Raw genomic sequence first — 24,102 nt, forward strand, 5'->3', positions numbered from 1 at the left:
ATCACCGCCTCCTGGTTATTAAGGTGTTTTACTTTCAACCACTCACGGGTACGGACACCCGAATAATATTCACTGTCGGCTTTCTTTGCCATCATTCCTTCAAAATCAAGTTTCTTCACATGGTGAAAGAACTTCTTACCGCTGGTACTTACGTGATCAGAATAACGGATCACATCTCCCTTGTAAGAACTCAGTAATTTCTGCAGCAACTCTTTGCGGTTGATCAGCGGCAATTCCCGAAGATCCTTGCCATCGAGGAATAATAGATCGAAGACGTAATAATGCAAGGGATGACGGGGATCCTGATCGTATTCCTGTAACATCTGAAAACGGGGACGGCCTTTATCATTCAGCACCACTATTTCTCCGTCCAGCACACAATCATGACTGAGCTTTGTGATGGCTTCCACCACTGGCGGATATTTCTGAACGAAGCTGAGGCCATTGCGGGAATAGAGCTTCAGTTTCTTCTTCCGCCATTCGGCGATGGCGCGGTAGCCATCCCATTTCATCTCAAAGATCCATTCTGCATTATCGAATGGTTGTTCGGCAAGTGTGGCCAGCATTGGTTCTATGAACTCATCGTATTTGCGGGAAGGATCAGAAACAGCCTTACCCGCCGCTTTGCCAGCGGCTTTTTTTGCTCCTGATTTTGCAGCAGCCTTTTTCTTACCTGTTTTTCTTTCCGGCATATGCTCGTTTTGTAGCGGTTTTGCGGGCGGACTTTGACGCTGCTTTCTTCACAGGCTTTGCAGTTTTTTTCGCGGCAGGTTTAACTGATTTTTTAGCGGTCTTCGGAGTTAGTATGCTTGCGGACCTGGTAACTGCTTTAGAGGAAGGCTTTTCACCAGATTTTGTTGCAGGCTTTACAGCTGCGTTCTTTTTCGATGCTGGTGCATTCTTTCGCGCCCCTGATTTCTTTGATGCAGCTTTCGCAGGCCTGTTGCTTTCCCATACAGCCAGTTTCCCGGCTCCTTTCTCAAAAATCTCTTTTTTCGATTGCCCTTTTATCAGTTTCTCCGCATCATATTTTGTTTTCACGGCAAACTCATCATTGTGCTTGATGAGCAGCCAGTTCTTTTCATCACGCTTCAGTCTTACCAGCACAAACTCTCCGCTGAGCTTCGAACCTTTGATCACAAACTTCAACTCCCCTTTTTCAAGCCACTTCAGTGCTTCTTTTTCCGTGATCGGCTCTATCTCTGCATTCACAGGAATATAAAAACCATGATCCCAGACCTGCACCACGCCTGCCCCGTAGTTCCCTTCCGGGATGATACCATGAAAGTTGATATAATCCACCGGATGATCTTCCACATGCACTGCCAGGCGCTTGTCAGCGGAATTCATACTTGGCCCTTTCGGCACTGCCCAGCTCTTCAGCACTCCATCCAGTTCCAGTCTGAAATCATAATGCAGGCGGGTGGCATCGTGGCGCTGCACCACAAAACGAAGCTGCTTGCCGGCAACCTGTTTGCGACCAGAAGGCTCTGGTGTATTACTGAAATTCCGCTTTTTCTTATATTCCTTCAGCATGACATACCAGTTTTAGGATGCACGTTTCTTCTTCGTTTCCAGGCTCGCCTTAAGCTGGCTCATCAGATCGCTTGCGCGTGAATGCACCACCTTGAGTGAAGGAGTGGTAATCTTCCTGCCCTTCGCCTTGGCTTTGATCAACTTCATAAGCTTCTCCGTATAAGTATCTTTGAATGCAGAAAGATCAAATTCACCGGCCAGCTGGTCGATAAGGCTCATAGCCATTTTCAGCTCATTCGGTTTAACTGATTTTGCCGTGAGGCTGGGAATATTCAGATCGGAATGATCACGGATCTCTTCTTCAAAACGAAGTTTCTGAACTACCAGCACGCCTTCTTCTGCTTTTACCACGCAGGGATTTTCTTTCGTGCGCAGCACAAAAGAACCCAGCCCCACCTTGCCGCTCTTATTGAGTGCGGCCCAGAGCAGGGCATACGCGCGTGAACCGGATTTATCCGGCTCTATATAATATGGAGTATCCCAGTACATACTGTCGATCTCCGATTCATCCGCAAATGTGGTGATGGCAATTGTTTTGGTTTTCTCCGGCATCGCCTTCTCAAAATCAGTATCATCCAGCACAACGTAGCGTCCATCAAGGTTGTAAGCTTTTACGATATTGGCCCACTGAACCACTTTTCCGCTTTTTTCATTGATGCGCTGGAACTTGATATTGGAATGATCCTTCTTATCCAGCATATCGAGGTCCAGGGAACTTTCCTGTACCGCGCTGTATAATTTTACCGGGATATTCACCAGTCCGAAGCCAATGGCGCCTGACCATATTGCTCTCATATCAAATGATTTTTGATGAGTACGGCAGGGACCTGGGGTATGAGAATCTATTCTGTTTTATCTTTCCTGAAAGTAAGTACAAACATGGTGCCGCTGCCAGGTGTGGAATGAACGTCAACACCCGCCTGGTGAGCCTGCAGGATATTGAGAGTGGCGGCAAGGCCCAGGCCAAGACCATTACGCTTGGATGTGAAATAAGGTTCGAAGAGTCTTTGCAGGTTTTCGGGGGAAATACCGCATCCGTTGTCTGTGATCTTCACCTCGTAATGCTGCGGCAGGGAGTTCACATTGATTTCCAGCTCCCCCTCTCCTTCATTCATCGCCTCCACGGCATTGATGATGATATTGAGGAAAGCGATCTTCAGTTTCTCCTTATCGGCCATTACCTCGATGATATCATCAGGGTACCTGATATTTGTTTTGATCTGCTTGAGCATGATGCGGTCCATGGCCGCCGTGATACTCTCATCCATGATATCCTGTAATGGCACGCGCCGCAGGATGATATCCGTAGGCCGGGCCGTATCCAGCAATTCAGAGATGATAGCGCCTATGCGCTTGGTATTGCGCAGGATGATCTGGTAGTAACTGAGCTGGTCTTCGGTAAGGCCATCATGACGCAGATGATCCAGCGAGAGATGGATATTGGTGAGCGGATTCCTGATCTCATGGGCCAGGGTCCGCGCGAGACGGCCGGTGGCAGCCAGCTTCTCGCTCATCACCAGATTCTTCTCCGCTTTTCGCAGACTGGTGATATCATGCAGGATGCCCTGCACATAAAAAGAGCCGTCCGGCCGCTGAACAGTAGTTGCAGAGAAAATGCAATGCAGTTCCTCTTCTTCACTGTCCAGCAGGTCCAGCTCCACATCTTCCACTTCGCCCTTTTCCTTCAGCTGCTGTGCGAGGTATTCCGCTGCCTGTTTATTGGGCATCAGGTCGTACAGCGTGAGATCAGCGAGCTCTTCGGAAGTGTAATTACATAGGTGGTTAGTAGCCTGATTAACGGTAAGGAATTGCAGACCGGTGTCTGCAAGAAATATAGCATCCTTCGATTTCTCGAAGATGTTGCGGAATTTAAGTTCGTTATCGCGCAGCGCTTTCATGGAGCGGGCATTCGCCAGCGAGTAGCGGATACAACGCTCCAGTTTTTCTGCATTGAGCTCGCTCTTGACAAGGTAATCGGCAGCGCCGGCCAGCATGGCTTCCATATCCACTTTATGATTGCCTTTGCCGGTAAGCAGAATGAGCGGTGCTTCACAATTGCGCAGCAGCGCCTCTTTCAGGAGATCGAGGCCTGTGCGCGCGCCGAGATAATAATCTATGAAATAAAGATCATACCGGTAATGGCAGATATGATCCATCGCTTCGTTGTAGTTGTAACACCAGTCTACCTGGAAATTTCCATTGATCTCCTTCACCAGCGTGCTGGTGATAAAAAAGTCGTCTTCATCGTCGTCGATGATCAGGATACGTATGGGTTCAGTGGAAATGAGCATGAATAAACCGGGGTTAAAGATTTACTTATTGTGCATCTGGCAATACAATGGTAAAAGTAGCTCCTTTACCGGGCTGTCCGGACGCAGAGATCACACCCGCATGGTTGTCTGCGATCCTCCTGCAAATGGCCAGACCAATACCTGAGCCAGGATATTCCGCCTTGCCATGCAAACGCTGGAAGAGCTGGAAGATCCGCTCTGCATACATATCTTCAAAGCCGATACCATTGTCAGACACCACAAATTTATAATAGTTCCTTGCAGAACGTAATTTGAATTGTTCCTTCTCTTCCTTACTGAGTTTATTACTGCTGATGCTGATCCGCAGCGGAACACCCGGGCGCTGGAACTTCATCGCATTGGTAAGCAGGTTATGAAAGAGCTGCCTGATCTGTACGGGGTTCACTTCCATATCCGGCATTGGCTGCAGGTCAATGAATGCATGGGAATCCTCGATGCTGAGGTCCAGCTCCTCTATCACCTGCTGAATAAGCGCACGCATATCCGTTTTCACAAAAGGATGCTGCATCCTCGTTACCCTGGAGAAATCGAGCAGGTTATCGATGAGCACGCGCATATTCTCAGCGGAAGCGAGCATACGGTTCAGGTACACGGTACCTTCATCGGAAAGCTGGTCTGCACAGCGGCTTTTCAGGCGCTCTCCAAACGTGCTGATCTTGCGCAATGGCTCCTGCAGGTCATGCGAAGCCACATAGGCAAACTCCTCCAGCTCGTGATTGGAGCGGTTGAGTTCATCCACTTTCTCTTCCAGGTTTTGCTCGTATTCCTTGAGTTTGGTAACGTCATGTGTGATACCGAAGATCTTCACGGCCCTGCCATGCACATCGCGCTGCACTTTGCCGAAAGATTCGATGGTTTTGGAACCACCGTCAACTGTGAAGATGGAAGATTGCCTTACATAACTTTCGCCATTCTCCACCATGTCATTGAACGCATCATTGGTCTTCTTCACTTCTTCCGCAGAAAGATGTAAGCGGTAGAACTGAAAGAGGTCCATACCGGTTCCATTATCCCCTTCAGCATAACCGAGCAGGCGGAACATACCATCTGACATGGTCATCTGCTGCGTACTCAGCGTAAGCTCCCAGGTACCCAGGTGCAAAAATTCTTCTTTCTGTTCCACCATCTGCCTGTAATGCATCAGGTCGCGCAGCAACTGGGTCTTCTCCGTTACATCACGATTGATGCCGATGCCCCTGATCACATTGCCCTGCTCATCATACTCGAACTTCATCTTGGTAGTGATCACGCGTTCGCGCTTATCGTTGGTAACTATATGGTAGGTATATTCAAATGGCGTTTTATCTGCCATGGATGCGGCCCGTATATCACGGAACTGCTGGCATTCCCCCGGTTCCAGGTGGGCCAGGTAGAATTCATCCGTTACCATCTCACTGGTAGTAGCCTGATCATATCCCATGATCCGGAACATACCATCTGACCAGGTGACCTTACCGGAATGAATGTCCCACTGCCAGGTACCGAATAATAACAGGCTTTCCACTTCATCGAAAAGTCCTTTTATTTTCGTTTCCTCACCAACGGGCATCCCGGATCCTGCTACTTCATTTTCGTTCGTCACCATTTTCAGATATGAGATGTTGTTATTGGCTTCTTCTCGTCTCATCTCTTAACGATTGTTTAATTCCTGATACAGTTTGATCTTGTTGTACAAGGTTTTCCTATCTATATTCAGCAACTTGGCTGCCTTGCTCTTATTAAAGTTCGTTTCTTTCAGGGCTTTCAGGATCAGTTCATATTCAAGATCGATGCTGGCTTCCTTGAGACTGTTTTCGGAAGGCAGGCGTCTTACCAGGCGTGGTTCCTCCATCACCACCGGTGGTGCCACAGGCGCAGTTTCAACATAAGAAGGCTCATTGTTATGTTCAAACAACAGCTTCTTGTAGTTGCTGATCTCAAAAGGCAGGCTGCGCACTTCAATGTAATCTCCGTCTGTAAGCAGGGCTGCTCTCTTCACTACGTTCCTCAGCTCTCTGAGGTTACCATGCCACACATAATTCCTGAATATCTCTTCCACTTCGGGAGAAAATCCTTTTACATTTTTTTGTAATCCTTCATTGGCTTTTTCAAGGAAGTGCCTGGCGAATACCATGATATCATCCTTGCGCTGACGCAGTGGTGGAAGATCGATGGTGAACTCGTTGAAGCGATGGAAAAGATCTTCCCTGAACTTTCCTTTCTGAGCCGCTTCCCATAACTTTTCGTTACTGGCTATGATGATGCGCACATCCAGTCCGATGTCTTTGGTGCCACCTACCCTTCTCATCTTACGCTCCTGGATAACACGGAGAAGGCTTACCTGGATATCGTAACCAAGGTTGGCGATCTCGTCGAGGAAGATAGTACCTCCGTTGGCCAGTTCAAAACTACCCGCCTTCTGGTTGATGGCTCCTGTGAATGAGCCTTTCTCATGACCGAACAACTCACTGCCTGCCAGTTCTTTCGAGAGTGCCCCGCAATCGATGGCCACAAAGGGGAAGGCGGCGCGTTTACTGCGTTTATGGATTTCCTGTGCAATAGCTTCTTTACCACTTCCACTCTCCCCGTAGATGATCACACTGTAGTCTGTTGGAGCCACCAGCGTGATCTGATCAATCAGGTGCTGGAACACAGGACTGTTTCCGAAAATATAATCGCCATTGATACCTGCCGGCTTCTTTTTGTCTCTCTTCTCCTCTGTTGTGTGCACACCATTTACCGTGCCTTGCGCTACCGGAGCTGCAGGAGCTGTACCTGCCTGCTGAAGCGCGGACTGGATGGTGTTGAGGATCTCTTCCGGGAACAATGGCTTGGTCACATAATCATATGCACCCAACTTCATTACGTCCACAGCAGTTTTCAGGTCATTGTAACCCGTGATGATAATCACAGGCATTGCCGGATATTTTTCCTTGATCTTGAGCAGCATGGTTTTGCCGTCCATTCCCTCCATACGATAGTCGCACAATACGATATCGATATCCTTCACTTCTTCCATCACCTCCAGGGCTTTTTTGGCAGAATAAGATTCAATGGTCTCATAACCATGCTTTGTCAGGAACTTATTCATCAGGAAACATATATCACGATCATCATCAATGACTAAGACTTTTGGCATAACTGGCAGGTTTTATAGTATAAATGTACTTGAAATAGGTCGATATGGCTGATCAGCCCCAGACGGCGCGCATCTGGGCGGTAGGGATCCTCAGCAACTCACGGTATTTCGCCACGGTACGCCGGGCGATCTTATACCCCTTCTTTGCAAGGATCACCACCAGCTGGTGGTCTGTAAACGGACTCTTTTTATCTTCTGCAGCAATGGCTTCTTCCAGTGCATGCTGTATGATACGGTTGCTCACCACTTCTCCCTGCTCATTGGCAAGCCCTTCAGAGAAGAGGTCTTTCAGCAGGATATTACCGAAAGGCGTTGCTGCATATTTATTGGAAGTGATACGCGATACTGTGGAAATATCCACACCCACTTCTTTCGCAATATTTTTCAGGATCATAGGCTTCAGCATCAGCGGATCACCTTCCTTAAAATATTCATACTGCCATTTTACGATGGTGCGCATTACACGCAGCATGGTTCCCTCACGTTGCTGAATAGCCGAAATGAACCACTCTGCCGCCTGCAATTTGCTTTTGAGGTATTGACCGGCAGCCTTGTCATCCTTGCTGCACTGACTCTTTACGGATTCCATCCAGGAATGACTGATATGCAGGGCGGAGGAACGCTGACGGGCCAGGGCCACATCGATGGTATCTCCTTCCACGGTGATCACAAAATCAGGAACGATATAGTTACGGTTGCCTGATTCCTCAGTGGCCGTCATTATAGGTTGCAAAGGCAATGCCGCGATGAGCTCAAGCACTATGCGAAGCTCATCCTCTTCCAGGCCAAGGGCTGCCATGATCTTGTCGAGCTGACGGTTCTTGAGATCAGTGAAATGGTCACGCACCAGTTTCAGTGCGGCAGCTATATCCGGACGATTGGTGTTCTTTCTTTCCAGTTGCAGCAGCAGGCACTCGCGGATATCGCGTGCTCCTACTCCGGCAGGATCGAGGTTCTGTATCACAAAGAGGTGGCGCTCCAGTTGAGGCGCTTCGATCCACTCACCATATTTGAAGCTCATGTCTTCCGCCAGTGAGCTCAGTTCCTGGTCCAGCATACCGTTCTCATTCAGAGAATCAATAATATAACAGGTGTACAGGAAATCCTTTTCATCGAGCAGGAGCAGCCTGCATTGCTCTTTCAGGTGTTCCCGGAAATCGGAAACCTGCGCCAGTGGACGGTCGGGCACTGCTTCCCCGGTAAAATAATTGGCATACTCGGTTTTATAATCGGGGATATCATCGTAACCGAATTCTTCCCAGTCTGCAAAATCCTGAATGGCTTCACTCTCCTCCCTGGTACCGTTATCGTCTGCCGGTGTCTCTTCCAGCAGGGGGTTTTCTTCCAGCTCCTGCTGAATGCGATGCTCCAGCTCCAACGTATTCAGATGAAACAGGTTGAGCAGCTGTATCTGCTGGGGCAGGATGCGGACCTGCTGTTTCTGAGTAAGGTGTTGATAGATCATGGCAATTAATTAATAGTGTACAGCACCATAATGCAAGGCTTAAACCAAAATCGGATTTTCTGTTTTTTTCTTTTATTTTCTGCTATAATGCTGATCCTTACTGCATTTCATCGTAAATTTAAGGATCAGCCCGAGGCTGGCCCGGTACTTGCGACTGTAGACAAATTTCCACAATTTGAGGAAAGAATTACATGAAGTTTAGATTTCAATATATCTATACCGCATTTATTCTCTCATTCCTGATCCTTACTGTTCTGGCCGTTCTGTTCTACCAGCGGCTGATGAACACGCAGCGATCCTCGAATGAAGTGGAGCATACCTATGAGAAATTATACCTGCTCAGCCGCGTGGATTCCCATCTGAAGGACGCCATCGGAAGCGAACGCGGATTTATCCTTACCCGCGACAGCTCCCTGCTGGAACCATTACTGGCTTACTCCCACGAAATGTTTCCGCTGATAGACAGTCTGCGTTTACTCACAGTAAACAACAACAGGCAGCAGATCAATATCAACCACCTGAAACGCATTGTTTCTGAAAGGCTGAACCAGATCCGCACCAATGTGAACAAGGCCGCCCTGCGGGAGAACAGCAGCCATAATCTCCGGATGCTGCAGTCCAAAGTGCTGATGAATGATTACAACGACGCCCTCCGGAAAATAGAAGCCGAAGAAAGAAGAAGCCTTCTTTTCGGAAATATCATGAAAGACAGTTACCAGGCCGGTAACCCGAAATTACTGTATGCCATCTTTGTTTTTGCGGCCGTGGTATTTGTATTGTCATTCCTTTTCATCAACCGTGAATTACGCAAACGGCTCAATTTCCAGGAGCAGCTGCAACAGCAGGTAGGTTCTCTGAACCGCGCCAATGCAGAACTTGAACAACTCACCAATACACAAAGCCATCACCTGCAGGAACCCCTGAGAAAGATCCAGACCTTCACCACGCGGCTGCTCACCAGGCAGAACGGCGCATTGAATGAAGAAACGCGCATGCTCCTGCAAAAGATCAACACCACCGCGGAACATATGCATGGTCTCACCAGGGATATGGCAAAATATTCAGACCTTATCTCCAACCGGGATACACTGGTGGAAGTAGACCTGAACTATATTTTATACAAAGTAGCGGAACAGATGGATGCCAGGCTTACCATTCAGCACGCCAGCCTGGTTGTAAAAAATACATTACCTGTTATAAAAGCAATCCCCATGCAGTTGGCAATTCTGTTTGAACAGTTGATAGATAATTCTCTGAAATTCGCCAGGCGGGATGTATCTCCATTGATCACTGTTGCATTTGAAGAAACCGTAGGAAGAAAAATAAGCGACAAACTGCTTTCCGTTTTTGGAGGCAGCCTGTTTTACAGGATCAGCGTAACAGATAATGGAATGGGATTCAGTAATGAGTTTGCAGAAAAGATCTTCGGCATCTTTGAGAAACTGGAATCACAGCAGCTCTTCCTCAACAGCAAAGGCATTGGCCTGGCCATGGTGCAGCGTATCATGATCAATCACGGAGGAAATGTATCTGCATCGGGCATTGTGGGTCAGGGAGCGGTTTTCAATTTGTATTTTCCCGTACCTAACCGGTAACGGCTATCCTACTATCTCCCCCCCATTCACATGAATTACCTGCCCTGTTATATAGGCTGCATCTCCGCAGGCCAGGAACAGAAAGGCCGGGGCCACTTCATAAGGGTAACCTGCACGCCCCATGGGTGTTTTCTTTCCGAAATTCCTGACATGATCCTTTGTGAAACTTGCAAAGATGAGCGGCGTCCACACGGGGCCGGGAGCTACTGCATTCACGCGGATACCAGACTCAGCCAGGTTCTTTGCCAGTGCGCGCGTAAAGCTTACGATAGCCCCTTTGGTGGCGGAATAATCGATCAGATGCTCACTGCCCCTGAAAGCTACCACGGATGCGGTATTGATGATGCAGCCATCTTCTTCCATCACCTTCAGCGCTTCCTGCGAACAATAAAAATATGAGTTTACGTTTACATCGAACGTGTGCTGAAACTGTTTGGTGCTGATATTGAGAAAATCGTAATCTTCTTCATGAGTCCCTGCATTGTTCACCAGAATGGAAAGTTTTCCGAAATGATGGTATACATCCTTCACCATCTTACGCGCAAAACTCTCTTTGCTGAGATCGCCTTTCAGCAGCAGACACTGCCGTTGCTCCGTTTCCACCAGTTGCTGTGTTTCCTTTGCATCCTTATCGGAACTATTGTACACAATGGCCACATCAGCGCCTTCCCTTGCAAAGAGCACTGCTACCGAACGCCCTATGCCACTGTCGCCCCCTGTGATAACGGCCACTTTGTCCCTGAGTCTGCCTGAGCCCAGGTAACCCGGCCTGATGATCATATTGATCTGATCCAGCTGTTTCTTTTCAGATGGTTTCGGAGGAGTCTTTTTCGCCTTTGCCATAAGTCATTTTTGCGAAAAGCAGAAATTACTGTACCAGCCAATGAGGTGTTATCTCCCCAGGCAACTGCGGTACAACAGTTGATTATCCACCAACTACAAATACATCAGATCAGCATGGATGAGTTTTTATGGGGTGTGATCGGCACCGGAAATATTGCAGAGGAATTTGCGGAAGACCTGCACCTGGCCAGAAATGCCAAACACCGCATCAGCGCGGTGCTGAGCCGGGAAATGAACACAGCCCGAGAATTTGCCGCCAAATACAAAATACCTGATTGTTTTGATGACCGGCAGCAGTTCATTGAACATGCAGATATGGATGCCGTGTACATCGCCACGCCGCATCCGATGCATTATGAAGAAACCATGGCCTGCCTTCAGCAGAATATTCCCGTACTCTGCGAAAAGCCCATCGGTATCAACCGGCAACAGGTGGAAGACATGTTCAATACGGCAAAGAAGCATAATACCTTCCTGATGGAAGCCATGTGGACACGCTTCCTTCCATCCATCGATCAACTGCTCACCCTTCTTGAAAACCATGCTGTGGGCGAGATCAGGCAGGTGCATGCCGACCTCAGTTTCCTGGCACCACGTGAAAAAGGCAGCCGTTATTTCGATCCGGCACTCGGCGGCGGTTCTTTACTGGACCTTGGCATTTACCCTATCTTCCTGGCACAGTTACTCCTGGGAAAACCAACCAATATCCATTCCTTCATGAAACGTTCCGATCAGGGAATAGATGAGAACTGCGCCATATTGCTGCAGTTCGGAAATGACAAATATGCAATGCTGGAATCCTCTCTCATTACAAAAACGCCTATCACGGCCAGTGTGATCGGTACAACGGGCAAGATCACACTAAGCAGCCCCTGGAATGAAAAGCCACCCAGCATCATCTACGAAAAATACGATGGCATCAAATGCGAAGAACCGTTGAACTGGGAAGGGAGAGGATTGCAATTTGAAGTGGAAGAAGTGTTCAACTGCATCGCGGAAAGCAGGATCTCCAGCGAGAAGATGTCGCCCGCATTCAGCCTTGACCTGGTGGAAACGATGGACACGATCCGTCACCAGCATTCGATTCGCTATCCATTTGAATAAAATACATATGAACAAGAACGATACACTATTCCAGTTCTTTCACTGGTATTACCCCGATGATGGTTCATTGTGGGATCATTGCGCAGATCAGGCCCAACACCTGGCCAGTCTTGGCGTAACGCATGTATGGCTGCCTCCGGCTTACAAATCCGCCAACGGCAGTGCTGAGCCCGGTTATGCCGTATATGATCTCTACGATCTTGGCGAGTTTGATCAGAAAGGATCCGTGCGAACCAAGTATGGTACTAAAGAGCAGTACCTCAATTGTATCAGCAAGCTGCACGAAGCGGGCATCCAGGTGATCGCGGATGTAGTGCTCAATCACAAGCAGGGCGCAGATGAACAGGAACGTGTACTCGCCCGCCGCGTGAACTCGGAGAACCGCAATGAAGTATGGGCAGAGGCCGTGGGCATCGATGCTTTCACAAAATTCACGTTTCCGGGAAGACAGGGAAAATATTCCGACTTCATCTGGAATCACGATGCCTTCACTGCCGTGAGTATTGCAGAAGACAATCAGTACAATATCTACTTGCTGGAACACCAGAACGGACAGGACGGATGGGAAGAAATGGTGGATGGAGAAAAAGGAAATTTCGATTACCTCATGGGAGCCGATATCGCGTTCGACAGGGAGTTTGTAAGAGAAGAACTGAAACACTGGATCAAATGGTACATCCAAACCACCGGCATTGACGGCCTCAGACTGGATGCAGTGAAACATATCACCTATCGCTTTTATAAAGAGTTCATTCCCTATGTACGGGAAGTATACGGAAGGGACTTCTTCTGCATCGCAGAATACTGGAGCCATAACCTTGACGCAATCCTGAAATACTGCAATGAATTGGATCAGCATTGCCTGATGTATGATGTACCGCTGCATTTCAATTTTTATGAAGCCTCCATGAAAAGAAAGGAATATGATCTGCGCCGATTGTATGACAACACTTTCATTCGCGAATTGCCGGACAAGGCCCTGACTTTTGTGAATAACCACGACAGCCAGCCGCATCAAAGCCTGGAGAGCTGGGTGGATTACTGGTTCCTGCCGCATGCATACGCATTCACGCTGCTGCGCGACAAAGGCATTCCCTGTGTTTTTTATACTGACCTGTATGGTGCTAAATATGAAACGGAAGGGCATGATATTGAGCATGTACCTGTATTCCCGCTCGCCAAAATGATGCAGGTACGCCACAGGTTGGCATATGGGGAACAGGAAGATCATTTTGATCATCCCAATACTATCGGATGGGTAAGAAAAGGAGTGGAAGAAATGGAGTTCTCAGGATGCGCAGTAGTGGTCTGCAATAGTGAAGGCGGAGATAAACCCATGAGCATGGGCGCGTTACATGGCAACAGGATATTTGTTGACTGCACCGGCAACAGGCAGGAAAAGATCCAGACAGATGAGCACGGGCATGCTAATTTCTTTGCTAACACAGAAAGCGTGAGTGTGTGGATCCGCGAAGAGGCCATGAGCACGCTGGCATGAAATTTTAAACTTTATTAATAATAAAATAAACGCCTATGTTACGCTGGACAATTATATTCTTAATAGTAGCGATCGTAGCCGCTATCTTCGGATTCGGCGGTATCGCAGCAGGTGCTGCAGGCATTGCAAAGATTTTATTCTTCATTTTTATAGTCCTGTTTTTATTGAGCTTGATAGCAGGACGGCCAAAAGGTGTTGATTAAACCATCAGACTTCATAAGGCAACGGACAATTATAAGCGGGCAAGCCAGGAAAGCGTAAAACTTCCTGGCTTCTTTTATTTATCAGTGTTGCGCCCAGTCGCTCATCCCCGCGAGAGATTTTTATTCCGTCGCCTCCGGCGACACGGTGTTCGCCTGAGGCGAACAAATATTCCTCACTTCCGGAGGCGAACGAGTGCTCCCCGATTAACTTTTTCTCTCTGCCACATAAAAATGGCCCCGCCATCCGGCGGGGCCTTCAACCAAATCAACGTCTGCCCCAAAATCTTTCCGCACTAATGTGTGGTTCTTCATTTTTATTTGACCGTCCTATTGCTATTGTATCGTGTATTCCTGTCTGATGTTCCACTTATCCTGCGGGAGTCTACTGCTTGATAGACGGTATCTTTTTTTCGGTTTTTTCAGGATCATAGATCGGTGTATCAATTTCAGGATCCTTGTTATCTGATAAGTTTCCTTCTGTACCTGTTCCTTCTTCTACCTCATCGATACGATCCTGCTGATCTGTATTTGTAATATCATTATCTTCATTGGAAACCTTTGGCTGATTTCCACCCTGCTCCGGTTTTTTCCTTGGTTCTTTTTCGGCATAGCCGCTTTGATTATGACCTTTATCAAAGGATTCCTGCTTTTTATCCGCATTGTCTTTATTCTTCTGATCATTCGATTGCGGCGTATGTATGGTTTTTTCCTGCTTGTTCATAACTCAGTTTTTTAATGGTTCAACAATTTCTTTCACTCTTTATTCTGTACTTACAGGTTAAAAAACCGTACCCCTGCAATTCCGGCAAATGATGGTACTATTTGTACAAATCCTCCACAATCCGCATGGGGCGTGACTGCTACAATGTTAACCGATATAAATATCCAAAGCCATTGTTATTCCATAACCGGGAATTACATTTGTACAAACGTTTACAGCCTTTTATGCAGAAACTCTTTATCCTCATAGCCGAAGATGACGCAGACGACAGGTTCCTGCTGCAGACCGCATTTGAAGAGAATGGATTTAAAGATTCGCTGGAATTTGTAGAAAATGGAATTGAGTTGATTGAATACCTCTCCGGTATCATGCATAGCAAAACGCTGGATATCAATTATCCCGGTTTTATTTTACTGGATCTGAATATGCCGAAGAAAGATGGCCGTGAAGTATTGAAGGAGATCAAGCAACACCCTGAACTGAAGAAAATCCCGGTGGTTGTTTTTACCACTACCAAGAACGAGAATGAGATCAGGAGATGTTATGAGCTTGGCGCCAACACATATGTGGTGAAGCCTGTCAGCTTCGACGCCCTGGTGAAAGTGATCTATGAGATCCGCAGCTACTGGTTCAATACAGCTGCTATCCCCCAATAGCTTTATTTACCGGTGGAATTTTCTTTTTCTTTTTGAAAAGCCCCGTAAGAAAGCCAACGGCTTTTTCAGCCACATAACCGGTAGCTATATTCCTTATTACCGGTGCTCCCGTTTTTTTAAACAGCAGCCCCAGGCCGATATTCAGTCCTGCTTTCAGCAATCCCTTACCTCCTCCTGATGTGATCTTACCCACGCCAGAGATGAGTTTGGCCGCAGGAGCAAACTGCTGCTTCACAGCGATCCATTGCTCCGCCACGATATCCTGCTGAAGGCTGAGCTGGTGCCGAAGTGTTTCCTCTTCGCGCAGCAGATCATCATAAGACCGGATCACCGGTTTATTCGTATATTTTACGGACGATGATGTTTCTGACATAGCTGAATAATTTTTTCCTGGAGAGTACCAGGATGAGGGTGATAAGAAGAAAAAAGCCCGCCGTAAGCAGGTAACCCAAAGCCATATTGCTGATTAAGTTCCCCAACCAGTACCCCATTGCCAATCCACCGAAGAGAATCATCAGCAATAAAAAGGCAGCGATCACCAGGGCTACTATCACGGAGGAGGCAGCACCTGAAGATTTTTTGGCAGCTGTTACCAGCGTGAGTTTATAGTATGTTTGCACAAGTCCGGTCACATCATCTGCCAGCTGGTCTGTTGGATTTCTTTCTTCTGCAGGCGCCATATGGTTGATTTTTTAAAATTTGGAACGAAATTTTCTGCAAAAAAACAGTGCCTTTGACCACCGGGCGTATAATTTGTAGATGGCCATACACAACTAAACAAGTGAGTAAAACGTTAGTTCAAAAAGTTGATAATCTGAGCACCCCTAAAAAAATATTGATCATAGATGATGAGCAGGACCTCTGCGCCCTGATGAAAGTATACTTCTCCCGCAAGAATTATCAGGTTCACTATACCCATACATTGCAGGATGGTGTTAAGGAAATGCAGAATTTGCTTCCGGACATTTTATTCCTGGACAATAACCTGCCTGACGGCATCGGCTGGATGCAGGTGGAAACTTTCCTGAAAGTAAATCCCGACTTGAAATTATACCTGATGAGCGGGTACCAGCCTACCGCCCCTGAAATTCCGGGCGTGCAGTTCCAGGTGCTTACAAAGCCGATCTCCTTTTCAGACCTGGACCATCTCTGAGCTACTTTAACTGACGCATGTACAGCAGCCAGTCGATCATCCGGCTCGTATACCCGTATTCGTTATCAAACCAGGTGATCAGCTTCAGATGATTGCCAACTACAGTAGTGAGTGTACCATCCACGATCACAGAACTGGTGTTACCTTTGATATCAAGCGATACCAGCGGATCTTCCGTGTATTCCAGGATGCCTTTGTATTCATTCTCGCCTGCCTTCCGGAACAGTTCATTGATCTGGTGCTTGGTAACCTTGCTCTTCAGTTGCAGCGTGAAATCCGCCATAGCCCCATTGGCAACAGGTACACGTGTGGAAACCGCCGCAATCCTCTCAGCCATCATGGGAAATAATTTCTCCAGCGAAGTTTGCAGATCGATCTCTACGGGAATGATGCTTTCTGCAGCAGCACGTCCCCTGCGGAACTGCTTGTGCGGTGCGTCTACCAGCTCCTGACGGCTGGTATAGGAATGCAGGATGTTCAGCTGTACTGACTCTATGCCGATGGCATTGAGGATATAAAGTATATGTGTGGAGCAATTGGTCATACAGCCGCCCGGGCTCAGAATAGCAGTGTCTGCAGTGAGGGCATGCTGATTGTATCCGTAGATCATGAGTGGAATATCTGCTGAACCTGTTGTGGACAGCAATACCTTTTTAGCCCCAGCCTGCAGATGTATGCTGGCTCCGGCCTTATTGGTGAACATTCCGGAACATTCCAGCACAACATCTACCCCGAGATCCTTCCAGGGAAGTGTAGTGGGATCAGATTGCTGGAATACGGAAATGGATTTATCCCCTGTTCGTAACTGGTTGTTTTCCAAAGCTACAGGCTTAGGAAATGTTCCATACACCGAATCATAGCGGAGAAGATAACACAGGTTATCGGGTTCCATGATATCATTCACGGCAACAAGTTCAATATCAGGGTGGTTTACGAGGCGACGGAAAAGCAGACGTCCGATCCTGCCCATCCCATTAATGGCTATTCGCATAGGTTTCTAACATTAAAGCAGGCGCAAATATAGCTGAAGCTGGCATCCGATTCGTGTTAAATGGATAAGGAACTGATAATCAGGGACGAAAAATTAACAAAATCTAAAATTTACATGCGGTGGCCGTGGGATGGTTTCCGAAAGCGGATAAAGTCTTACATTTGAGCTGAGCCTTTGTCCTGTGATACTACCCAAATCAAACCAATCCACGATTCGCCTTACCAGGCTCATTAAATTCTACCGCCCGGGTTTACGGGATACCAACTGACTTACTACCATTAATTCTTCTTTTTTGTAAACTTTTAAAAAGAGTGGAGGAGATCCGTATGTATTCTTATGCTCTGTTAGAGACTGGCTGTTATTACCTGGTACAGGAGAAAGAAGATAGTCCTGTTACCCTGATCAAGATCACTGTGGATACAGACCATTGTTTGTACGTGACGCGCTATGCTGATGGCCCGGTTATGGAATGGAAGAAGAAAAATGACACCATTTTCGATATCCTGGAACTGCTGAGCGACGATAAGGTCCGCGAATGGCAATCTGTATATAATGATAATGAAGATGCCTATTATGAAGAGGATGATGAATAATATTCTCAGGCGGGGCCTTCAGGTCCCGCTCTCATTGTCCTGATCACTTCTTTTAATTTTTTTCTTCTTCCCTGAACATCCCGCATAACCGCACCCGCGGTAACATTCAACGCTTTTTCAGCGACGCCCGCCCCAAAAAAATACTGTCAATCAAATAATTGGTGAAAAATTTGTATCGGTCTATTGCGTTCCTATATTGCAGAATATCGGTACCAGATTGTTGAATTTCATAAATTGAATACGGTTTGAGTTTTTTTAAAAAGCTAACGCCCGGCATGAACTTTCAGGATGATAAATATGTTGCAACCCGCAAATGGTTGCTGCTGATCTGCAGCGTACTTACCGTACTGCCCCTTGCTCCGTTGATCAACCGTTATATTCCCCCTCTCGTGATCGGCTCATGGAACCTCGATCTCACGGTATCGATCATACTGGCAGGCGTATTCACCTGGCTCATCCTCCGCCTTTTCCGTTTCCTCCTCATCCCCGCAGTGGCCCTGCTGGTGCTGGTTTTGATCTACAATCAACTAACCAACGGATACGGCTTCAAAAGCATCATGGCCGACTACCGCACGATGGTGGAACAGAACTGGGGACGAAAAAGCCAGAAGGAGATCGACCTGGTACTGAATCCGGGCATCTTTGAAGGTCCACTCACCAAAACCGTGAAAGCCCTGCAGTCCAAAGTGAATTCCCAGGACTCCGTGGTGCGCAATTTTGCCGTGACCCATTCCCTCGATTACTTCGATGATTACCATACCAAATACGGCCCCATCGTAAGACAACTCTCCCTCTTCAAATACATCAACAATAATTTCAAGTACGTGTCTGACTCGGAGCGTGATGAATATTTCGCCACCGCCCGCGAAACCATTCAGAATGGAATGGGCGGCGACTGCGACGACCACTCCATTCTCATGAGTTCCGCCCTCAAAGCCATTGGCGGCCATTGCCGCATGGTATTGACGGAAGGGCATCTCTATCCTGAGCTCTATGTAGGAGACGAAAAAGCATTCGACAGAATGCAGCAGGCCATCATCCACCTTTTCAGCGATCAGGCCATAGAGAACATCTTCTACCATGAACAGGACGGGCAGTACTGGATCAATCTCGACTATACTGCCCGTTATCCCGGCGGCCCATACCTCAGTGAAAAGGCATTCGCCATTATTGACCTCTAAAGGATATGTATCATATACAAATAATCAGTACTTTCCTGTTTCAATCCTGGCTGCGATATGTTTGTAACCACGGTCACAGGAATCATTTCCTCCTGGTCAACACTTTTCATTCCCCTGTTATTCTTTCTCCTGCGTCCTCAGCGCCTGGTGAGAGCCAACTGGCCGATCCTGCTCTTCTCCCTGGTACATTTTATTACCGGTCAATTGCATGATCAGTTGAACAGCGCCCCATTCCATCACCAGTTCAACTTTTGCATTGTGCTGATTGAATACGGATTGCTGGCCTGGCTGCTTTTCCTTTGCCTCCGGAAGCCCAGGAACAAACGTTGGGTGAGCGGTGGATCAGGACTGCTGGCCATTCTCATAACCACTACCCTGCTCAGACCTGGCTCCTTTTTCTACAGCAGCATCGGCGGCATCTCGGTGATACTGCTGATCAGTTTCAGCATGTTCTTTTTTATGGAATGGATCACGGCAGAAACCTTTGAGCCCATCAATACCAGGCCGGAGTTCTGGATGGTGACGGGCGTTCTTTTTTATGTAGCAGGAAATTTCTTCTATTTCATTTCCCTGAGAAGTCATTATACGGAAAGCCTGCTGATCCACCACCTGGTGAACCTGCTGCGCAATGCCTGTTTTGTAATGGCAATTGTGCAATCACGGGCTATCAGCAAGAGTGGTCCCCTGCCATCCGCACATAAGTTCTGAAGATATCTAGTACGTTGTAAATATGGAGTCTGCCTGGGCATTGCCGGGCTCATCAGAATGAACGCCGGCGTTACGCTTCTTGTTAGAAGACTTTGCATTGTCTTGCTTCCGCACGATGAGGAAGGCAAAGATGCCAACACAGAGAGATACAATACTGGAGATATAATAAATAATGTAGTTATCAGTTTCGTTGCTCGCCTTCACCCAGAAATAATCGAAAATATAAATGATCACGTATGTGCCGTACTGGAACAACAGGGCCGCGTCGATGAGGATCACAGCCTTTTCGCGGCGGGAATGCTCCAGTTTACGCAGGTGCACAAACAGGTCCCAGATGATGGTAGTGAAGATCAGGACCAAACCGAGGCCCAGCAGGTATTTAAGGCCATCGTAGTTGATTCCGTGCATGAAGAGTGTAACACCAACTGCCAGGAGATATACCAGCAATGCGATGCGGGTGAACTTGCGGATACCCGGGATCCGGGTGGTGTAACAAACGATCGCCATCACCAGTGGCATATCCAGCATATTATAAATTACGCCAATATTCACCAGCGCGTTCTCAGGAATTCCGGGGATCCTGTCGATTAAGTTGATGAGCCCACTAAGTGCCCAGTAGGCTGCAAAAAGCGTTAAAGGAGTTTCCTTCCACAGTTTTCTGATCGCCACGATCGAAATGGGCAGAAAATATGCCACGACCGTCAACACCGATATCACCTGATATATTTGATTTTTCACTGCTCTGACATTACGCCACTTAAGCGCTTATTTACCCTTAAATATTGTTCACATTTTATTTTTCAGTATTAGTACTTCGCAAATCCTGCATAAAATACGATCGATGCAATAAGAAATACGCAATACCTACCGTTCAACTGCTGTAATGGCCTGCCGGCCTGCACTTCTGCCTTTCGCACCAGCATCTTCCACACTCCTTTTCTTTTATTTATATTTATACCACAAGCCAAACTTCACCAAAAACTACTGTATGCGTATAGCCCTCCCTGTTATGATGTTCCTGCTCCTGTATTCCGTTGCATCGGCACAGGAAAATACTCTTCCACAGGATTACCTCAGCCAGGAATTCCATGCAGGAAGAAGGGAAGCCCTCCGCCAACTGATGCCCGATAATTCAGTAACGGTGATCTTTGCCTACCCTGTAAGAAAGTTCTCCAATGATGTGGACTACGTGTACCATCCCAACCCCGACCTATACTATTTCTCAGGCTACACGGAACCAAACTCCCTGCTCTTCATCTTCAAGGAACCGCAGAAAGCTGCCGACGGCAGTACCTATAAGGAGCTCATTTTTGTGCAAAGACGTGATCCCGGCGCCGAACAATGGACAGGCATCCGCCTTGGCACCGAAGGCGTAAAGGAAAAACTGAAGATCGGACAGGCCCTCAACGGAGGGGATTTCAATAATTATCCCATCAATTTCGGCCAGTTCTCCCAGGTGATCCTGAACAATTTCCCGGCAGATATGGACCGTAACAACAACAGGGGCGATGCTCTCTATGCCCTGATGAACCAGTTCAAGGCGAAGTCGGGTTACGTGGATTCCACCGCCGGAAAAGATAAATTCCAGCATTCCCTCTACTATAAACTCACCCAACAACTCCGTGAGATCAAAACAGAGGAGGAGCTGGACCTGCTGCGCAAAGCTGTGGAAATTTCCTGTAATGGACAGGTGGAAGTGATGAAAGCTGTGCGTCCGGATATGTCCGAGCGTGAGATCCAGGGCCTCCATGAATACGTGCACAAAAAATATGGCGCAGAAGAAGTTGGCTACCCCAGCATCGTGGGCGCCGGCAACAACGGTTGTGTGCTCCATTACCAGGAAAACAGCGATCTGAACGTGGCCAACCGGATGGTACTGATGGACGTGGGAGCACAGTATCATGGCTACACAGCCGATGTTACCCGCACCATCCCTGCCAATGGTAAATTCACGGCAGAACAGAAACTCATCTACCAGTTGGTATATGATGCACAGGAAGCCGCATTCGCAATCAGTAAGGATGGCGCCAGTTGGCAGGAGCTCGACCGTGTTTCCCGCGAAATAATAATCAATGGCCTGATAAAACTGGGCATCGCCAAAACCAAAGAGGAAGCCGGTAAGTATTATCCACATGGCCTGGGGCACCATATCGGGCTTGATGTACACGACCGCGGCAGTTATGACAAGATCAAAAAAGGAATGGTGATCACTATCGAGCCCGGCATCTATATTCCCAAAGGCAGCAAATGCGATTCCAAATGGTGGACCATTGCCGTTCGTATTGAGGACGATATACTCATCCGCGAGAAGGACTATGAGTTACTTTCCCGCAATGCTCCGCGCAGCATCGCTGAGGTGGAAAAGACCATTTCCGAAAAAAGTGCTCTGGACAATTTTGTTCTACCTCCTTTAAAATCAGGCAAAAAGGGATTTTGAGTTAGTATTAGTACGTTGATATTTGTCGGAAACTACGTAGATATACATGTTTTTTATACTATTCTTAACGTATTATCTGAACAGGGAAAATAGGGCATTATTGCTCTATGTCAATAAATTGACTTGGGCTAAATTTGTATTCTAATCTGATCCAATATCCTTCTGACAAAATCCTCAGAATCCAGTCTTCCTGTTCCAATATCAATGAAAAGATCCTAAGAGACCAATATCCTTTTCAGACATTGTCCTATTAAAGTTTTGAAACCGCTTTAAGAAACTGATTGTCCTGGAAAAACCACCTGATCGAAATCCAATATCGGTGAAACATCTGAAATCCATGTTCCGTTGAAATTCTCAGTCGATATCCTTAAAACCCCGGCTATCCAAACAGCCATGTTCTCGACCGAAGATCCAATACTTTGAAAGAAATTATTTGCAGATCGACTGAAACAAAAAGGGCCTTAGCTGATTACTCAGCCAAGGCTTTTTCTTTTTATCTCCTTTTTCTTTTTGGTGCACAAGCCGGTAAGAACGCCGGCTGAAAAACACACCCACACTGGTTATTTATCATTATTTTTAGAGCCACTAAATTGATTGCGATATGCGATGCTGCTTATTTATCCTTTCCTGTTTTTTTACTGTTTCTTGTTTTTCCCAGACTATTGAAGTGTTGCAGTCCGGCTTGAAGACTTCTTTGAGAGGGCTGGCCGTACTGAATGACAATGTGATCTGGGTTAGTGGCAGCGGCGGTATGGTGGGCAGGTCCCTGGATGGCGGCAAGACCTGGGAATGGAATAAAGTGGCGGGCTTTGAGAAGCGGGAGTTCAGGGATATCGAGGCTTTTGACCAGAATACGGCGATTGTGATAGCTATTGCAGAACCCGGCAATATCCTGAAGACAGTTGATGGCGGCAAAACCTGGAAAACAGTTTTTACAGATACTACAAAAGGCGTGTTCATGGATGCCATGGATTTTGCCAATGCTAAATACGGAATGGTGATCGGGGACCCCATTGGGGATGAACTCTATGTACTCACTACCAAGGATGGTGGAGAAAGCTGGTCGAGGTTCAGGAGCGGTAAACTCAAAATGGAAAAAGGCGAAGCCTTCTTTGCGGCGAGCGGCACCAATATCATCCATCATGGCAGGGATCTGTATACAGCCGTGTCCGGAGGTATGATCAGCAGGCTGATCCAGAATGGCGAAGCCATTGAATTGCCGCTGGCTAAAGGGAAAGAAACAACCGGGGCCTACTCTATTGCTGTTTATAAAGATCAGGCAGCCGTGGTTGGCGGTAATTACACTTCGGATACGGCGAGAGCAGGCAACTGTGTACTCTTCAAGCTCAGCCAGCCAGGTAAATTCCGCATACCGGTGGAGCCACCGCATGGGTACAGAAGTGGTGTGGAATTTATCACAGGAGGACAACTGATCTGCTGCGGCACCAGTGGCGTGGACGTTTCCAATGACCTTGGCATGCACTGGACACTTATTTCAAAAGAGAGCTATAATGTGGTGAAGCGTTCAAAGACAGGCAGGACCGTGATCCTGGCGGGTGATGGAAAGATAGCGAAGCTGATCTACTAGAAATAGGCAAAAGAAAAACGGACATTCAGTGATGGATGTCCGTTTTTTTATGGGATTATTTCTTGAAAGCGAAATATACGGCCCCCAGCAGCAGCGCAAAACTTACCAGGTATTTCCAGTGGAACGGTTCTTTCAGATAGAGGACGGCAAACACGGTGAACACCACCAGGGTGATCACTTCCTGCGTCATTTTCAACTGAAAACCATTGAAGCCATTGCCATAACCTAACCTGTTGGCCGGTACCATCAGACAGTATTCAAAGAAGGCGATGCCCCAGGCAATCAGGATGGCCTTCCACATGGGAATGCTCTCGTTCTTCAGATGGCCGTACCAGGCGATGGTCATGAAAATATTCGAGGCAACCAGTAATAGTATTGTCTTCATACAATGATTGTGAGA

Annotated in this window: 25 protein-coding genes; 11 read left to right on the forward strand and 14 right to left on the reverse strand. The window is 47.3% G+C overall.

Annotation, left to right across the window (positions count from 1 at the left end; translation table 11 throughout):
* The 7 genes from ACTHMC_RS06995 to rpoN all read right to left on the reverse strand — a co-directional run.
* Positions 1-692, reverse strand: a 692-nt coding sequence (locus ACTHMC_RS06995; protein ID WP_440412073.1) for an ATP-dependent DNA ligase, incomplete at its 3' end; no start/stop codon positions are given.
* The gene (locus ACTHMC_RS07000) at positions 670-1,536 is read right to left on the reverse strand and encodes a DNA polymerase ligase N-terminal domain-containing protein (RefSeq protein WP_440412075.1); all 867 of its coding nucleotides are present in this window, start codon (positions 1,534-1,536) and stop codon (positions 670-672) included. The genes ACTHMC_RS07000 and ACTHMC_RS06995, both read right to left, overlap by 23 nt.
* Before the next feature lie 12 nt (positions 1,537-1,548).
* A complete protein-coding gene (gene ku, locus ACTHMC_RS07005) occupies positions 1,549-2,331 on the reverse strand; it encodes a non-homologous end joining protein Ku (RefSeq protein ID WP_440412077.1) in 783 nt (260 codons plus the stop codon).
* Positions 2,332-2,378: 47 nt separating this feature from the next.
* Positions 2,379-3,827, reverse strand: coding sequence for an ATP-binding protein (locus ACTHMC_RS07010; protein WP_440412079.1), 1,449 nt, complete (start codon positions 3,825-3,827; stop codon positions 2,379-2,381).
* Between the two features lie 25 nt (positions 3,828-3,852).
* Positions 3,853-5,475, reverse strand: coding sequence for a sensor histidine kinase (locus tag ACTHMC_RS07015; protein WP_440412081.1), 1,623 nt, complete (start codon positions 5,473-5,475; stop codon positions 3,853-3,855).
* A 3-nt stretch (positions 5,476-5,478) separates the two neighbouring features.
* Positions 5,479-6,966, reverse strand: coding sequence for a sigma-54-dependent transcriptional regulator (locus ACTHMC_RS07020; protein ID WP_440412082.1), 1,488 nt, complete (start codon positions 6,964-6,966; stop codon positions 5,479-5,481).
* Positions 6,967-7,018: 52 nt separating this feature from the next.
* Positions 7,019-8,431, reverse strand: a complete 1,413-nt coding sequence (gene rpoN, locus ACTHMC_RS07025; protein WP_440412084.1) for an RNA polymerase factor sigma-54 — start codon at positions 8,429-8,431, stop codon at positions 7,019-7,021.
* A gap of 191 nt (positions 8,432-8,622) precedes the next feature.
* Between rpoN and ACTHMC_RS07030 the strand changes: the two genes are divergently transcribed.
* A complete protein-coding gene (locus ACTHMC_RS07030; protein ID WP_440412086.1) occupies positions 8,623-10,026 on the forward strand; it encodes a sensor histidine kinase in 1,404 nt (467 codons plus the stop codon).
* Positions 10,027-10,029: 3 nt separating this feature from the next.
* Here the strand turns inward: ACTHMC_RS07030 and ACTHMC_RS07035 are convergent, their stop codons facing one another.
* Positions 10,030-10,869 (reverse strand): glucose 1-dehydrogenase, encoded by an 840-nt coding sequence (locus tag ACTHMC_RS07035; protein ID WP_440412087.1) that lies wholly within the window; start codon positions 10,867-10,869, stop codon positions 10,030-10,032.
* Between the two features lie 114 nt (positions 10,870-10,983).
* Between ACTHMC_RS07035 and ACTHMC_RS07040 the strand changes: the two genes are divergently transcribed.
* The 3 genes from ACTHMC_RS07040 to ACTHMC_RS07050 are packed head-to-tail and all read left to right on the forward strand — an operon-like array spanning position 10,984 to position 13,674.
* A complete protein-coding gene (locus ACTHMC_RS07040; protein ID WP_440412088.1) occupies positions 10,984-11,973 on the forward strand; it encodes a Gfo/Idh/MocA family protein in 990 nt (329 codons plus the stop codon).
* A 7-nt stretch (positions 11,974-11,980) separates the two neighbouring features.
* A complete protein-coding gene (locus tag ACTHMC_RS07045) occupies positions 11,981-13,471 on the forward strand; it encodes an alpha-amylase (RefSeq protein ID WP_440412089.1) in 1,491 nt (496 codons plus the stop codon).
* A 35-nt stretch (positions 13,472-13,506) separates the two neighbouring features.
* Entirely contained in the window at positions 13,507-13,674 is a 168-nt protein-coding gene (locus ACTHMC_RS07050) for a DUF1328 domain-containing protein (protein ID WP_440412090.1), read from the forward strand.
* A 382-nt stretch (positions 13,675-14,056) separates the two neighbouring features.
* Here the strand turns inward: ACTHMC_RS07050 and ACTHMC_RS07055 are convergent, their stop codons facing one another.
* Complete coding sequence (locus ACTHMC_RS07055; protein ID WP_440412091.1) at positions 14,057-14,395, reverse strand: hypothetical protein; 339 nt, start codon at positions 14,393-14,395, stop codon at positions 14,057-14,059.
* Positions 14,396-14,619: 224 nt separating this feature from the next.
* Between ACTHMC_RS07055 and ACTHMC_RS07060 the strand changes: the two genes are divergently transcribed.
* A complete protein-coding gene (locus ACTHMC_RS07060) occupies positions 14,620-15,051 on the forward strand; it encodes a response regulator (protein WP_440412092.1) in 432 nt (143 codons plus the stop codon).
* On the opposite strand, the gene ACTHMC_RS07065 is transcribed toward ACTHMC_RS07060, so the two are convergent.
* Together ACTHMC_RS07065 and ACTHMC_RS07070 are read right to left on the reverse strand one after the other, a co-directional pair.
* On the reverse strand, positions 15,038-15,424 hold the full coding sequence (locus ACTHMC_RS07065; RefSeq protein ID WP_440412093.1) for a hypothetical protein: 387 nt from the start codon (positions 15,422-15,424) through the stop codon (positions 15,038-15,040). The genes ACTHMC_RS07060 and ACTHMC_RS07065 overlap by 14 nt on opposite strands.
* Positions 15,387-15,731 carry a hypothetical protein gene (locus ACTHMC_RS07070; protein ID WP_440412094.1) on the reverse strand — a complete coding sequence of 115 codons (345 nt, stop codon included), beginning with the start codon at positions 15,729-15,731 and terminating at the stop codon, positions 15,387-15,389. The genes ACTHMC_RS07065 and ACTHMC_RS07070 overlap by 38 nt, the downstream gene beginning before the upstream one ends.
* Positions 15,732-15,832: 101 nt before the next feature.
* Here ACTHMC_RS07070 and ACTHMC_RS07075 point away from each other — a divergent pair, with 101 nt between their 5' ends.
* Entirely contained in the window at positions 15,833-16,204 is a 372-nt protein-coding gene (locus ACTHMC_RS07075; protein ID WP_440412095.1) for a response regulator, read from the forward strand.
* A gap of 1 nt (position 16,205) precedes the next feature.
* On the opposite strand, the gene ACTHMC_RS07080 is transcribed toward ACTHMC_RS07075, so the two are convergent.
* Positions 16,206-17,195: a type I glyceraldehyde-3-phosphate dehydrogenase gene (locus ACTHMC_RS07080; RefSeq protein ID WP_440412097.1), complete on the reverse strand. Its 990-nt coding sequence runs from the start codon at positions 17,193-17,195 to the stop codon at positions 16,206-16,208.
* Between the two features lie 311 nt (positions 17,196-17,506).
* Here ACTHMC_RS07080 and ACTHMC_RS07085 point away from each other — a divergent pair, with 311 nt between their 5' ends.
* The 3 genes from ACTHMC_RS07085 to ACTHMC_RS07095 all read left to right on the forward strand — a co-directional run bounded on the left by ACTHMC_RS07085 (position 17,507) and on the right by ACTHMC_RS07095 (position 19,677).
* Positions 17,507-17,788 (forward strand): hypothetical protein, encoded by a 282-nt coding sequence (locus ACTHMC_RS07085; RefSeq protein ID WP_440412099.1) that lies wholly within the window; start codon positions 17,507-17,509, stop codon positions 17,786-17,788.
* Positions 17,789-18,063: 275 nt separating this feature from the next.
* The gene (locus ACTHMC_RS07090) at positions 18,064-18,969 is read left to right on the forward strand and encodes a transglutaminase domain-containing protein (RefSeq protein ID WP_440412101.1); all 906 of its coding nucleotides are present in this window, start codon (positions 18,064-18,066) and stop codon (positions 18,967-18,969) included.
* A gap of 57 nt (positions 18,970-19,026) precedes the next feature.
* Entirely contained in the window at positions 19,027-19,677 is a 651-nt protein-coding gene (locus ACTHMC_RS07095; protein ID WP_440412102.1) for a hypothetical protein, read from the forward strand.
* Between the two features lie 6 nt (positions 19,678-19,683).
* Here the strand turns inward: ACTHMC_RS07095 and ACTHMC_RS07100 are convergent, their stop codons facing one another.
* On the reverse strand, positions 19,684-20,415 hold the full coding sequence (locus ACTHMC_RS07100) for a hypothetical protein (protein WP_440412103.1): 732 nt from the start codon (positions 20,413-20,415) through the stop codon (positions 19,684-19,686).
* A gap of 250 nt (positions 20,416-20,665) precedes the next feature.
* Between ACTHMC_RS07100 and ACTHMC_RS07105 the strand changes: the two genes are divergently transcribed.
* Together ACTHMC_RS07105 and ACTHMC_RS07110 are read left to right on the forward strand one after the other, a co-directional pair.
* Positions 20,666-22,114 carry an aminopeptidase P family protein gene (locus tag ACTHMC_RS07105; protein ID WP_440412105.1) on the forward strand — a complete coding sequence of 483 codons (1,449 nt, stop codon included), beginning with the start codon at positions 20,666-20,668 and terminating at the stop codon, positions 22,112-22,114.
* 667 nt (positions 22,115-22,781) lie between these two features.
* Positions 22,782-23,702 carry a WD40/YVTN/BNR-like repeat-containing protein gene (locus ACTHMC_RS07110; protein WP_440412106.1) on the forward strand — a complete coding sequence of 307 codons (921 nt, stop codon included), beginning with the start codon at positions 22,782-22,784 and terminating at the stop codon, positions 23,700-23,702.
* Positions 23,703-23,757: 55 nt separating this feature from the next.
* Here the strand turns inward: ACTHMC_RS07110 and ACTHMC_RS07115 are convergent, their stop codons facing one another.
* The gene (locus ACTHMC_RS07115) at positions 23,758-24,087 is read right to left on the reverse strand and encodes a DMT family protein (protein ID WP_440412108.1); all 330 of its coding nucleotides are present in this window, start codon (positions 24,085-24,087) and stop codon (positions 23,758-23,760) included.
* Positions 24,088-24,102 lie beyond the last annotated feature (15 nt).

This window comes from Pseudobacter sp., from assembly GCF_051955275.1.
Lineage (GTDB): Bacteria > Bacteroidota > Bacteroidia > Chitinophagales > Chitinophagaceae > Pseudobacter.

Bases quoted from the DNA above. Each gene is read 5' to 3' on its own strand.
- ACTHMC_RS07000 (WP_440412075.1), bottom strand. From the start codon at position 1,536: ATGCTGAAGGAATATAAGAAAAAGCGGAATTTCAGTAATACACCAGAG.
- ku (WP_440412077.1), bottom strand. From the start codon at position 2,331: ATGAGAGCAATATGGTCAGGCGCCATTGGCTTCGGACTGGTGAATATC.
- ACTHMC_RS07010 (WP_440412079.1), bottom strand. From the start codon at position 3,827: ATGCTCATTTCCACTGAACCCATACGTATCCTGATCATCGACGACGAT.
- ACTHMC_RS07015 (WP_440412081.1), bottom strand. From the start codon at position 5,475: ATGAGACGAGAAGAAGCCAATAACAACATCTCATATCTGAAAATGGTG.
- ACTHMC_RS07020 (WP_440412082.1), bottom strand. From the start codon at position 6,966: ATGCCAAAAGTCTTAGTCATTGATGATGATCGTGATATATGTTTCCTG.
- rpoN (WP_440412084.1), bottom strand. From the start codon at position 8,431: ATGATCTATCAACACCTTACTCAGAAACAGCAGGTCCGCATCCTGCCC.
- ACTHMC_RS07030 (WP_440412086.1), top strand. From the start codon at position 8,623: ATGAAGTTTAGATTTCAATATATCTATACCGCATTTATTCTCTCATTC.
- ACTHMC_RS07035 (WP_440412087.1), bottom strand. From the start codon at position 10,869: ATGGCAAAGGCGAAAAAGACTCCTCCGAAACCATCTGAAAAGAAACAG.
- ACTHMC_RS07040 (WP_440412088.1), top strand. From the start codon at position 10,984: ATGGATGAGTTTTTATGGGGTGTGATCGGCACCGGAAATATTGCAGAG.
- ACTHMC_RS07045 (WP_440412089.1), top strand. From the start codon at position 11,981: ATGAACAAGAACGATACACTATTCCAGTTCTTTCACTGGTATTACCCC.
- ACTHMC_RS07050 (WP_440412090.1), top strand. From the start codon at position 13,507: ATGTTACGCTGGACAATTATATTCTTAATAGTAGCGATCGTAGCCGCT.
- ACTHMC_RS07055 (WP_440412091.1), bottom strand. From the start codon at position 14,395: ATGAACAAGCAGGAAAAAACCATACATACGCCGCAATCGAATGATCAG.
- ACTHMC_RS07060 (WP_440412092.1), top strand. From the start codon at position 14,620: ATGCAGAAACTCTTTATCCTCATAGCCGAAGATGACGCAGACGACAGG.
- ACTHMC_RS07065 (WP_440412093.1), bottom strand. From the start codon at position 15,424: ATGTCAGAAACATCATCGTCCGTAAAATATACGAATAAACCGGTGATC.
- ACTHMC_RS07070 (WP_440412094.1), bottom strand. From the start codon at position 15,731: ATGGCGCCTGCAGAAGAAAGAAATCCAACAGACCAGCTGGCAGATGAT.
- ACTHMC_RS07080 (WP_440412097.1), bottom strand. From the start codon at position 17,195: ATGCGAATAGCCATTAATGGGATGGGCAGGATCGGACGTCTGCTTTTC.
- ACTHMC_RS07090 (WP_440412101.1), top strand. From the start codon at position 18,064: ATGAACTTTCAGGATGATAAATATGTTGCAACCCGCAAATGGTTGCTG.
- ACTHMC_RS07095 (WP_440412102.1), top strand. From the start codon at position 19,027: ATGTTTGTAACCACGGTCACAGGAATCATTTCCTCCTGGTCAACACTT.
- ACTHMC_RS07105 (WP_440412105.1), top strand. From the start codon at position 20,666: ATGCGTATAGCCCTCCCTGTTATGATGTTCCTGCTCCTGTATTCCGTT.
- ACTHMC_RS07115 (WP_440412108.1), bottom strand. From the start codon at position 24,087: ATGAAGACAATACTATTACTGGTTGCCTCGAATATTTTCATGACCATC.